Raw genomic sequence first — 11,061 nt, 5'->3', positions numbered from 1 at the left:
AAAGACCGAAGTCTTCCGCATCCGCTATCAAGCGCCCACACTTATCGGTTGTTTGTTTGTTAAAGAACTGGCCGCGGTTCGCTTTGCTTGCCGCGTCGCTGCTTTGTCTGCAGCAGAGAAACGAGATTATGAAGCGTGATCATCGTTTCGTCAACAGGTTTCGCAAACTTTCTTTGCCGCAGTCGGCGTCTGAACCCGCTCCGCCAACCATCCCCTGCCAACCCCGCAACCCTTGTCCCGTCTGCTTTGCAGCGGTCTTTTGTGTTGCGAGGGGGCGAATAATAAGGGAGCCCCTCGGCCGTGGCAAGCGTTTTCTTGCATGCATTTTCCGAGAAGAATAAAGTTGATCATGATCAACTTTCACAGATCATCCCTGCTCGTAGGCCTGCTTTAGCAAAGCACTGTCGAGCTTACGCATCTTGAGCATCGCCTCCATGACCCGGGCTGACTTGCCCGCATCCTTGTCCCGCAGCAGCGCGCCGAGGATCGAAGGAAAGCCCGTGGCACGACCCATGCGGGCTCGCTTCACGCCATCTATTCACGATTTCGGCGGGCCTTGTGCCCCGAGCAGCAGAGGCACCCGAACGCCAGCAGGGCACCCAGCACAAGCACGCCAATGGCTAAGCCCTTGGCCGCACATCCCCCTGCGGAGCACTCCTCATCCAGATCACACTTTCCCATCGCCATCTCCTCAACCCCGTGCCAGGAAGATCTGACGGTTCCATGCTAGATCACCGCGAAGGGAGAACAAAGCGCACACCACGAGTCACTTGCCGCGAGGTGTGACTTGCCCGCGCACGGACCTTTGGCTGCCTCCGCAGCCTTCTAGGCGACGGCCAGCTTGCCACGCTCGGCCCCAAACATCCAGCGCAGGACCGACTGGCCCTGGCCCCGCAAAACTGCAAACAATTGCATACGCCGCCATGTGCTCTGCCAGCCGCCTCGACTCGACTTAATTCTGACTTAGAAAAGTCTCAGCTGGTTTGGGTGCAGTTTGGGCTATTTTCACAAGCATCCTTGGCATGCGCCAAGCGTCCTACCCGGGGCCCACCATAGGGCTCACAATCCAAGTGGAAAGAACACCGATGCGGTCCTTCAGTGCCAAACTCACCCTCAAGCTAGCCGCCACGCTTTGCCTGGTCGCTCTCCTGTTCGGGAGTGCATACGGGCTCTTTGGCCCCCAGGGCGGAAATGAAGCGTCGCAGGCTGCGAACGCCGGCCATACCGATACCCTGCTTTCCTTGCTGATGCATATCCTTGGCCCGATTGCCGCAATCCCCGCCTTGATCGGCATGTGGTCACATCGATTCCCTGCACTGGGCGGACTAGTCCTCGCCTGCCCGGCCATTGCGACGCTGCTGCTGCACCATTTTGTCATCGGATGAGCTAGACGTTCGATGGCGGCAAGGTAGCGCAGCCTCTTCAGCTTCTTCCCGCCCAATTTGTCCACAGGCGCTAGCCGCTGGTTTGGGCCGGTCGCCTCCGCGCAGGAACCAAACCCGGCGCTAGATACCCAATAGGGAATGCCGTTTCCGCGGCAACACCGGGAAAGAACCATGAAGCAAACGTTGTGGGGACTGCTGGCGGGGTGCGCGCTGCTGGCATTCCTTGGCGGATGCGCCAGCCAAGGCGCCGATGGCCGGGAGTCAAGTATCACCGCCTACGGCACCGTTGATGTTGGCATCTCGCGCACCGGCGAAAAATAGCGCGCAATACCTAGTAGGGCAGCCACTCGATAGCGAGCGGCAACAGGCAAAAAAAGAACCCGCAGCGCGGGTTCTTAAATTAGCGATCTCAATTGCCCTGAAGGCCCTGGTAATCTATCTGGCATTTTCCGTTCGTACTATCCGGGTAAACAGAAGTCGACTCCATGGAGTCGCAGCCACCACGATAAAAAAAGCCCGCACGAAGCGGGCTGAACAATCAGTTGAAGAAAACCCTGTATTCGAGGGCAAGCACAGTGTAAGAACTTGCGGCGCCCTGACTAATTAGGGGAATCCCTTTGCCATGGCGGGAAAGCGGCCCGGCGCGACGATCAAGTGCGCATCACAGCCCCCCGTGGCTCCCGAGCATAAAAAGGGTATTCGAAGTTAGAGGAAATATTCCAGCCGGCGCCACGGCAAGCAATCAATATCCATTATGCTCAAGGCGCGCAAATGCGATCTATTCTCGATCAGGGGTTCCCTCCTGGCCCCGCGCGCGTACTTCCAGATAACTCCGACTCCACCTGCCAACCCTAGCGGACCTTGTTCAGGCCGCCTCGAGGGATGGCGTGCCTCCCTGCAGCAGATGCGCCCGCGCCTCTTCAAACATGGCATCGACGGCTGCGCGCGTACGCACCGCGTGCATGCGGCGCGCATCCGACAAAACCCGCCGCCAGCCGCGGCCACCGTGGATGCCACGATGCAGGCCCAGCATATGGCGCGTCACCGCGCCCATATAGCCGCCCGTCTCGACGACATCCCCAATATAGCGCTGCATCGCCAGCTCAACGTCCAGCCGTGACGGCACCGGGGTCTGCGCACCATAGAAGCGCCCATCCATTTCCGCCAGCACGTAGGGCTGGTGATAGGCCTCGCGTCCAATCATGACGCCATCCACATGCGCCAGGTGCTCATCCATCTCATCGTGCGTGACGATGCCGCCATTGATCAGGATCTCGAGATGCGGGAATTCCTGCTTGAGCTGGTAAGCCACTTCGTAGCGCAGCGGCGGGATCTCGCGATTTTCCTTTGGGCTCAAACCCTTCAGGATCGCATTGCGCGCATGCACGATAAAGGTTTCGCACCCCGCATCGGCCACGGTGCCGACGAAGTCGCGAACAAAGTCGTAGTGTTCGATCGTGTCGATGCCGATGCGATGCTTGACGGTCACGGGGATCGATACCGCGTCGCGCATCGCCTTCACGCAATCCGCCACCAGCTCCGGCTCCGCCATCAGGCAAGCGCCGAACGCGCCGCGCTGCACCCGCTCGGAAGGGCAGCCGCAGTTGAGATTGACCTCCACATAGCCCCATTGCTCGCCCAGCTTCGCCGCGGCTGCCAGGTCGGCAGGCTCGCTGCCCCCGAGCTGCAGGGCCACGGGTTGCTCGGCCGCGTCGAAGTCGAGATGACGAGCCACATCGCCATGGAGCAGCGCGCCGGTAGTCACCATCTCCGTGTACAGCCACGTATGGCGGCTCAGTTGCCGGTGAAACATGCGGCAATGACGATCAGTCCAATCCATCATCGGGGCAACAGACACCCTGCGGGGCGTCATGGCAGCCGTTTTTCCTTGTAAATCAGTCATTTATCTTCGAATCGGCTGGACCGATCCTTACCAATTACACATCACATTTACCATCATTTCTGCTACGATTTCTACGAGATTGCTACGAGCACAGGACAGAAATTGGCTTCCATCATCAAGGTAGGAGAGAAGTGGCGCGCCCAGGTAAGACGCAAGGGCCACCCCCCGATCACCCGAACCTTCGAGAGGAAGGCGCAGGCAGAACGCTGGGCTCAGCAGGTAGAAATCGACGTGCGGAAGGGAGGGTTCGCCGACGATCGGAGATTGACCGAGTTTACCATCGGGGCACTAATTACGAAGTACGAGGAAGAAGTGGGAAAGCTGCGCCCTATCGGTCGCAGTAAGGCCGGTTCCCTCGACATGCTGAAGCGGCACCTCGGCGAAACCTCGCTCGCCAGATGGGGCGAGGCGGCGGTCCTCGATTACGCCAAGAAGCGGCAGAAGATGGGGGCTGGCGGCGTGATCTAGCCGGCAATAGGCCTTCTCCAAACTGTGCGTGCGCCGTGAACAGATTGCCAACCGCCAATCGCTTCGATACCAGATCGTTCGGTGCAGTCGCGTGCAGCACGGGATTGATCGCGGTGCCTAGGTTCGCACCCAACACCAGCGCAAAAGCCGTGTTGGGCGGAACCACGTTCTGCGCGCAAAGCGCCGTGACGAGCAGGACGATCGCGACGTTCGAATTTGCGGCCCAAGTCAAGCCGGCCGCCAACAGAACATCGACCAGCGGCACAGTGGAGGCGGCGCCCAGCAGCATGCGAAGATTGGGGGCATCCTCGTAATCCGTCATCAACTCGATCAACTGGTGCAACGCGAGCAACATCAAGCCCAAGCCTATGAGCATGCGATCCAGATCGTGTCCATCGCATTCTCAAGTGCTACTCAGACCGCCGCATGGCAGCCCCGCGCTAAGCTCCGCGCCCTGGAGGACCCAATTGCAGCCAGCTTGGAAAGCGGGTATCGAACTCCTGCGGAGAGATATCGCCCAGATGCGAACATGCCTCGTTCGGCAGCGCAATGCTGAGTTCCTTGTGCCATAGAACCAGTCCTGCAAGCCGAACGACGCGGACGCGCTCTTCTCTCGGAACGGGGTACGTGGAAATATGTCCGGGAACTGCCACCAATAAAACGCGCCGACGCAGCTCGTGAGTGAGCCATCCGGAAGAGTCGCGTCGAACCAATACCATGGCCGCAACGTGCCGATGCAAGTAGAACACTCGCAAGGCCAGAAGAATTAGAAACAGCACCGATACCCGCAACATGATGTAGCTCCGCTGTGATGCGGCTACCCCCTTAAAACTAGGACTGCCAGCCAACCCGGCAAGTGTGACCAATAGGGATCTTTTTGTATATGGGGCTTACTACTTGCAACATTCCTCCACCTCACAGGCCTGCCTAGATTGCCTCCCACACTAGGTAAGCTAATGCCGGCACCAGCAACCAGACCGCAATCGCCAAGTAGTACCACGCACCGTGATGAGGCGGGTTGGTATGGAAGTGGTGGATCAAGGGTTTCATAAGGGGCCTCCGGCACGGTTGCGAAGCACAAAGACCTCTTTTCGAGGATAGGTCTGCCTTCAACGCGTTGCAACGCAAAGCGTATGCCATGCATCAGCCATGGCTGCGCCTCTGGGGCCAACTCGCCGCGCGGCCTGCTCTACGCCCTTGACGTCGAGGATGGCGCCTGGCTCTACGAGAATGCCCGGCAGGAAACCTGGAAAGTACCACTCCGAAGAGTTATGTTCTCTCGGACATAAATTCACTAAAATGCCGTCGGGCCGACGCGGATTCGGCCCGCATTTCCTTCTGCGCCCGCACCTTCCCGGCAGCGGGTGCTTTTTTATGAACTCCCCACGCGTGAGTCGGACTGCCCTATGGCAGCCGGTGTCGCGCGGCTGAGCCCCCCCCGTCCGGCCCGATAAAGTGATGCTTTTGCAGTCTCGACCCTCAGCGTATGCGAGTGATAGCCTCAAGGACAGCACCGCCCTTGGGCGTGATGCCGGGTCCGCGCCCTGAAGCGATCTCTTCCAGGTTGACAAGTTGGTGCTCGCGGAGCGCTTCCAAGTCCGCGCGATCCAGTTCAGTGTGATCCGGAGCGCCCTGGACTAGCAGAAGGGTCGCTACTTCATGGGGGCTCAGCATCTTTGCCTCTTATATTTTTTGAACGGCAGCTGGGAAGCGTAGATTGCAACCATTGCATCGAGGCCGCTATCGCTCGGCGGCGTAGGTTGCAACCTCCTATGAGATCTTTGACCGCCAGGCGCTACCTGTTTGCGCCGGACCAATGCATTCAATACGTCCCATTCCGGATCTTCAAGCCCTCTTCTGGCTATCTAGGGAAACTCCTCGGTTTTAGATAGGCTGCGGACATTTTTTTCGTGCTCCGTTAGGAGCTACATCCGCGTTGTGACGTTGCGCGCATCGCCGCCGCTCCTTCATGAGATGTCCGCGGATTCAACCGCGGTGCTTGATAGTCAGATCAGCCCGACTGGCTCAGCTCGTCGATCCCAGCTGTAGATGATGACCTCGCTCCTAGCCACGCCCTTGCCGCCGCCGACGGTGTACTGAATGTCCGACGTCTCGATACCAAAACCCGCAAAGATACGGCGGTCTCGGGATGGTCGTTCAGGCTGACAATCGCCTTGCCCTTGAGCTGGCGCATCACCTCCGCCATGCGCTCATATTGTTCGAGCGGGAAGTCGACGCCATAGCCCTCAGTTTCCCCAATAGGGCGGATCCAGGTAAGACAGCGTGTGTGGCCGGTCGTAACGCCGGATGCATTCCGCCCAATCAAGGTGCTCGACATAGGCATTGGCGAGCCGTGGATGGGTGGCCTACAGACTCTCCTCGAGCCGCAGGAGATTCAAGCCTGGCGGCGTAGTGGTTGCGGTGCCAAACGTTTGCCCGGCCACCTTTCCGCCGAAGCAGGCCTGCTGCAGGTAGTAGAAGCGGGCAGCGCGTTGGATGTGCGCATCATTAAGGCCCAGCCCAAACGCGAGGCCAGAATTTTCCCGGCCAACAGCGACGCGGTGAGCGCCGCTTTCACCCGGGCTGCCAAGTTTCTAGAAATTGACGACCTGCACCTGCGCGACATGCGGCACGAGGGAGCCAGCCGGCTGTTCGAGATGGGCCTGAGCATTCCGCGCGTGGCAGCCGTGACGGGGCACAGAAGCTGGCAGAGCCAGAAGCGCTACACGCACTTGCGGCATGAGGGTGACCGCTTCGCACGTTGGAAGTGGTTGGATGTGGCGGCGCCACCCAAGAATAGTCCTCTGGACCAAGACTTGGGGGGAGCCTGCGTCCCTATAGCTTGCAAGATTCCAGGTTTGTGATTCCTGTCGTCATGGGTTCGAGTACCATCGGCCACCCCAAGAATTCGCTTTACAAAACATCGACTTACTTAGCCAAGTCGCTGCTTTTGTTTGTGCGCCTCAAAGCGGAGCTTTGTTCCCACCATATTCCCACGGTGGGAATACCCGCCTCTCCCGCCCCTCCCAACGATTCCTCGATTTACTTCCCTGGCTGAGCGTGAGGTGCGGCACTTGCCTCTTTTTCCGCACGCCCAAAGCACTGTATATCCATACAGTTAACTCAACTACCCACACCAGCCTTAGGACGAATCCTATACTGTATATCCATACAGTAATCACAGGCCCCACGATGAAGCCCGAACCTGCCGACTGCCCCATCTGCCATGCCGCTGCTGAACGCACGCGTCAGCGCGGCGGCCGAGGATTCAAGTATTCCTGTCCCACCTGCGGCACCTATGAGGTGACATCCGCCCTGCTCGGTTGCGGCGCCCGGCCGCCAGCGTCCGCCCGTGAAGACCTGGCCCGCTTGCGTGCCTACGGCTACAAGCCACGCGTCGAGTTCCATGCTCGCGACGGAATCCGGATCGGCCCGTCCAGATCCGGCGGCGCCTGACCGATGCTGGTGATCATGGCAACGTCGATCATTCTCGAGGCGCAATTCCTGCCAGGCGATGTGGAAGAGCTGCGACTGAGTTGCCAGCTCATCGAGGTGCGCGACAACCTAGTGACGGTGCACGGCATCGAGGCGCGCCACCTGCAGCGCCTGAACTGGGTGCCGGACTTTCTGTCCTTCGAGGCCGACGGCCAGCACCTGCGATACCGAGTCGGCCGGCCCGCCGTCAAGCCGCCGCTGCGCGCCCGCTTCCCCCGGCTCTGAGCTGCCGTCCGCTGTGTACCCTCCCGACACCCCAGAGAATTGGGCCCGTGCCCTGCGCCACGCCGTTCGCGGTGGCCCGCCGGACCTTTATGCCGATCCGCTCAGGATGGCGCTCTACATCCTGGACCCCTTCGGCGCGCCAGTGCAAACCGCCGACAGCGGTGCCCATGCCACGTTCCTGACCGGCTGGTTCCGCCGCTTCGTGCTGCGCGATGACCTGCCCGACCAGGGCGCCTACGTGTGGACGTGCTTCACGCCTTGGTGCGATACCGACGAGAAACCAGTCTTCATCACGCACCTCAAGAGTCCCAGCCGGGAAGTGATCCTGCGCTCGCCAATCTGGGAGCGGGCCCAAGAGAAACATCGCCTCACCGCCGCGCGCGCCAGGGAAGTGCTGCCGAAGGTGACGTAAACCGCCGCCCCTCGACTATCCTCCCGAGACCTGGCCGGACTATGCGGCGCCGATCATCGTGGGCAATGGCGACGGCGCGCGCCAGGCGCTGGTGGGGACGTTTGGCATGGTGCCGAAGAGCCGGATCCTGCCGGGCGTGGCCAAGTACGACATCTGAGCGCCGTCTGGACTGTGTAATGCGCTCCGGTCATGATCGAATTTTGGCACAGCAGTTGGAGTGAACCCCTCGGACTGGACCAAGGCGAGCAAATCGAATTACGCTTTCATCTGTGCGCCATTTCGGGAGCGCACCCGTGTCTTAATAATCCAGTACCTCACTTTTGATCCATCGCGCACTGCGGCCATAGAGTAAGCGTCAGCCCAGCTTCTTCAGCTGCCCGCGTGCGTAGGCGATGCCGGGTAGCATGCGCTTCAACGGCTCTGGATCAATCCCGCATTCAAACCGAACAGCCGCCACTCCGAGAGTGCATACGTTTCGAACACACCCTCAGCGTGATATGGGTCCATTTGTACCAGCGCCATCGCTTCATCTTTCGACCGCGCCCGATAAATGAACATTGCGCCCGAGTCGTCTGCAAAAGGACCCGCCATGACCAGCCCGCCGTTCGCCTTAATCGCCTGTGCATACGATTGGTGGGCCGCTCTCACCCGCTCGACACGCGCCGAGTCGGAAACGTATTTCACGTAACTGACGTAGAGCCGCGCGACATGCGCGTCCGATGCGACTGGCGTAGCGCCAGATGCACGAGGCTCCTTGGGCTGAGCACGCCGATCCTCCGGGACGAGCGCGGCAGCGAGCAACTCTATGTTCCTGTCGAGCACGTTCCACTCGGCCAGACGATAGTTCGCAATCGCACCTTGCTGAACGAACGGATCGCTTTGCGCTAAGGTCTCGGCTTGCTGTTTCGACGCCACCTCATAAACGAGCAGGACGCCGCGGGGCCGCCCGCCATCGCCGAGCAGGGGACCGCCCATCACTAGCCGGTCGTGCTCGCGAAGCGCATCCGCGTAAACCTGATGTTCGGCTCGGGACGCGTCCACCCTGCCCCGGTCCGTAACATACGTCGCGTAGTTCACGATTGTCATTGAGCCTGAATCTCCTGCGAGGACTTCAGACAGCGTGGGAAGCGGGGATGCTGCCGTGGCCGAGGCCATGTCGGCAAGCGCGAGGCTTGCGGCGCCTGCGGCGGCGGATACGAGGAAGTGGCGGCGCGACAGATCTTGCAACACGATGTTTCCTTGAGTTTGGAGTACGGTTAATGGTTGCTTAGTGTTCGTCAATGCAGACGATAAGCTGCTGCTTTACCGCCCCTTCGATGCTTTCACCAGCATGGCATGCACCGCCTTCAATATTTCATCGGACAACGAAGGGTCGCTTTTGGCGACGGCCCGGGCGGCGGCCATAGCTCCGATTTCCGCGGCGACGATGGCCAGCCCCAGGCGGCGCCGTTCAGCCTCGGGAATCGTTTCGTCCATTACGGCCTCGAATGCGCTCGCCTTCTCCTGAAACCCTTTGGCGAACCGCGCGCTGATGTCCTTTCCGTGCCGCCCGATTTCGCTCGCCGACGCCGTCATTGGACAACTCATGCCCGGTTCGTCGCGGTTGAGGGGCGAAAGCAGATAGTCGAGATACCCCGACACGCTGCGCTTGCGGCGCGTTCCCTCGCCCCGGAATGCTTCGCGGCTCAGCGCCAGGGCCTGCGTAAAGGCTTCCGTCGCCAGATCGTCCTTCGAGCGGAAATGTGCGTACAGCGCCCCGTGCGTCAGCCCGGCTTCACGCGCGATTTCCGCGACGCCCACGCCATCGATGCCTCGTTCGCGAAACAGCCGGCTGGCCGTGGCCAGCAGCACTTCGCGGTTTTCATCGGATTGCTCGCGTTTTACATACACCATGGTCTTCTCCAAAAACGGGGACTGCGCATAACGGCGACACAGGCGAAGCTCAGCCCTGCGCGAATGCCAGCAGCGGTTTGGCGTTGTCTCCGGCGCGCTCCGCGGCCGTGAAGGCTTCGAGTGCGTCATCGACGTGGTAGCGGCGCGCCGCCGGCGGCTTCATGCGGCCCTCGGCTATAAGATCGAGCAGACTGCGCAACATCCGGCTACCTTCACTTACCCCCTGGCGTGCGAGCCATGAGTAGATGAACCAGCCGCGCACCTCGGCACTTGAGTAGACCAGCGCCGGGGCGAACACCGGCATCTCGAAGGCTGCCGGGTCGGACTGGCGGTGCGACGACAGGGCTCCATAGACGAGCAGGCATCCGTTCTGGGCCAACTGACGCGCAAGCGTGGCGCCGGTGCGGCCGGCAACGCAGTCGATCGCCCTCACGATGCCATTGCCGCCGGTGGCCTTCTTCAGTTGCTCGGGCCAGCTTTCGTCCGCGGTGCACAGCACGAAGTCACCGCCGAGTTCCCGGATTTCGGCGACCTGCTCTTCACGGCGTACCAAGTTGATGGTGCGGAATCCCTGCGCTTTCGCGATCTGCAGAACGAAGCGACCGACCGTCGAGCCGGCCGCGCTCTGGACAAGCCAGTCGCCGCGTCCAAGCTGGTGCTCCACCATTGTCATTGCCCATGCCGTCATCGGGTTGATCAGGGCCTGTGCGGCGTCCTCGTCGGAGACCGCCGCCGGTACAGTTATCGCGCGGTCGGCCGGACTGATGACTAGCTCTCGCCAGGTCCCGGGCACATCCAGCAAGACGACGCGCTCTCCGACCCGCGTGCGCGGCACGTCGCTGCCCACGGCATCGATGATTCCGACGCCCTCGGACCCGGGCGAAGCGGGCAGTTTTGGCTGACGCTGAGGGGCGAAACGTCCACGGATGATGTGCAAGTCGGACGGGTGCACGGGCGCCAGGAGCATCCTCACGCGGACTTCCGTTGGCCCAGGCATGGGTTCGGGCAAATCACGCAAGCAGACTACTGCCGACGGTTCGCCGTTGTGTTCGATGACCAGGGCCTTCATGTGCTTTCTCCTTCGCTCGAGTAGCGGTGTTAGCTACTGTGTCAAACATGGCAAGGTCTTCCAACCTTAATTGCGACTGCAATCAAGGCTATACGTCGAACTATCGACTGTCAAGTTGGATTGCGAGAATCACGGTGTGGGGTATCCATTTAACCGGAGTCGTCACGTCTCCACGGCCGATTTTGCCGGGGGCGATCGAGACTGGGAGGAT

At 60.6% G+C, this 11,061-nt stretch carries 13 protein-coding genes and 2 pseudogenes; 7 read left to right on the top strand and 8 right to left on the bottom strand.

What is annotated here, in order from left to right:
• Nucleotides 1-367 precede the first annotated feature (367 nt).
• On the bottom strand, nt 368-514 hold the full coding sequence (locus ACGLHR_RS48090; protein ID WP_400102795.1) for a hypothetical protein: 147 nt from the start codon (nt 512-514) through the stop codon (nt 368-370).
• Between the two features lie 508 nt (nt 515-1,022).
• On the opposite strand from ACGLHR_RS48090, the gene ACGLHR_RS48085 reads away from it, so the two are divergent.
• Together ACGLHR_RS48085 and ACGLHR_RS48080 are read left to right on the top strand one after the other, a co-directional pair.
• Entirely contained in the window at nt 1,023-1,385 is a 363-nt protein-coding gene (locus ACGLHR_RS48085; RefSeq protein WP_400102794.1) for a hypothetical protein, read from the top strand.
• 171 nt (nt 1,386-1,556) lie between these two features.
• Complete coding sequence (locus ACGLHR_RS48080) at nt 1,557-1,706, top strand: hypothetical protein (protein WP_267603533.1); 150 nt, start codon at nt 1,557-1,559, stop codon at nt 1,704-1,706.
• A gap of 544 nt (nt 1,707-2,250) precedes the next feature.
• On the opposite strand, the gene dusA is transcribed toward ACGLHR_RS48080, so the two are convergent.
• Nucleotides 2,251-3,258 (bottom strand): tRNA dihydrouridine(20/20a) synthase DusA, encoded by a 1,008-nt coding sequence (gene dusA / locus ACGLHR_RS48075; RefSeq protein ID WP_400102793.1) that lies wholly within the window; start codon nt 3,256-3,258, stop codon nt 2,251-2,253.
• Nucleotides 3,259-3,390: 132 nt separating this feature from the next.
• Between dusA and ACGLHR_RS48070 the strand changes: the two genes are divergently transcribed.
• The gene (locus ACGLHR_RS48070) at nt 3,391-3,756 is read left to right on the top strand and encodes a hypothetical protein (protein ID WP_400102797.1); all 366 of its coding nucleotides are present in this window, start codon (nt 3,391-3,393) and stop codon (nt 3,754-3,756) included.
• A 43-nt stretch (nt 3,757-3,799) separates the two neighbouring features.
• Here the strand turns inward: ACGLHR_RS48070 and ACGLHR_RS48065 are convergent.
• The 3 genes and pseudogenes from ACGLHR_RS48065 to ACGLHR_RS48055 all read right to left on the bottom strand — a co-directional run.
• Nucleotides 3,800-4,111 (bottom strand): annotated as a pseudogene (locus ACGLHR_RS48065) (Na/Pi cotransporter family protein); the annotation flags it as partial.
• A gap of 1,124 nt (nt 4,112-5,235) precedes the next feature.
• Nucleotides 5,236-5,430 (bottom strand): hypothetical protein, encoded by a 195-nt coding sequence (locus tag ACGLHR_RS48060; RefSeq protein WP_400102792.1) that lies wholly within the window; start codon nt 5,428-5,430, stop codon nt 5,236-5,238.
• Nucleotides 5,431-5,762: 332 nt separating this feature from the next.
• A pseudogene (locus ACGLHR_RS48055) lies at nt 5,763-6,254 on the bottom strand (DNA adenine methylase); the annotation flags it as partial.
• Between ACGLHR_RS48055 and ACGLHR_RS48050 the strand changes: the two are divergent.
• From ACGLHR_RS48050 to ACGLHR_RS48035, 4 genes are all read left to right on the top strand, one after another.
• A complete protein-coding gene (locus ACGLHR_RS48050) occupies nt 6,255-6,620 on the top strand; it encodes a tyrosine-type recombinase/integrase (RefSeq protein ID WP_400102796.1) in 366 nt (121 codons plus the stop codon).
• 328 nt (nt 6,621-6,948) lie between these two features.
• Entirely contained in the window at nt 6,949-7,212 is a 264-nt protein-coding gene (locus ACGLHR_RS48045) for a hypothetical protein (RefSeq protein WP_400102791.1), read from the top strand.
• 3 nt (nt 7,213-7,215) lie between these two features.
• Nucleotides 7,216-7,476: a hypothetical protein gene (locus ACGLHR_RS48040; protein ID WP_400102790.1), complete on the top strand. Its 261-nt coding sequence runs from the start codon at nt 7,216-7,218 to the stop codon at nt 7,474-7,476.
• A 106-nt stretch (nt 7,477-7,582) separates the two neighbouring features.
• Nucleotides 7,583-7,888: a hypothetical protein gene (locus ACGLHR_RS48035; RefSeq protein WP_400102789.1), complete on the top strand. Its 306-nt coding sequence runs from the start codon at nt 7,583-7,585 to the stop codon at nt 7,886-7,888.
• Nucleotides 7,889-8,299: 411 nt separating this feature from the next.
• Here the strand turns inward: ACGLHR_RS48035 and ACGLHR_RS48030 are convergent, their stop codons facing one another.
• The 3 genes from ACGLHR_RS48030 to ACGLHR_RS48020 form a co-directional block, all read right to left on the bottom strand.
• The gene (locus tag ACGLHR_RS48030; protein ID WP_400102788.1) at nt 8,300-9,118 is read right to left on the bottom strand and encodes a YciI family protein; all 819 of its coding nucleotides are present in this window, start codon (nt 9,116-9,118) and stop codon (nt 8,300-8,302) included.
• A 72-nt stretch (nt 9,119-9,190) separates the two neighbouring features.
• Nucleotides 9,191-9,781, bottom strand: coding sequence for a TetR/AcrR family transcriptional regulator (locus ACGLHR_RS48025; protein ID WP_400102787.1), 591 nt, complete (start codon nt 9,779-9,781; stop codon nt 9,191-9,193).
• Between the two features lie 49 nt (nt 9,782-9,830).
• Nucleotides 9,831-10,850 (bottom strand): zinc-dependent alcohol dehydrogenase family protein, encoded by a 1,020-nt coding sequence (locus ACGLHR_RS48020; RefSeq protein WP_400102786.1) that lies wholly within the window; start codon nt 10,848-10,850, stop codon nt 9,831-9,833.
• Nucleotides 10,851-11,061 lie beyond the last annotated feature (211 nt).

Origin of the sequence: Cupriavidus sp. CuC1, from assembly GCF_044627735.1 — a bacterium.
Taxonomy (GTDB): Bacteria; Pseudomonadota; Gammaproteobacteria; order Burkholderiales; family Burkholderiaceae; genus Cupriavidus; species Cupriavidus ulmosensis.
The sequence above is the reverse complement of the archived record's forward strand: the minus strand, read 5'-3'. Positions and strand labels throughout refer to the sequence as shown.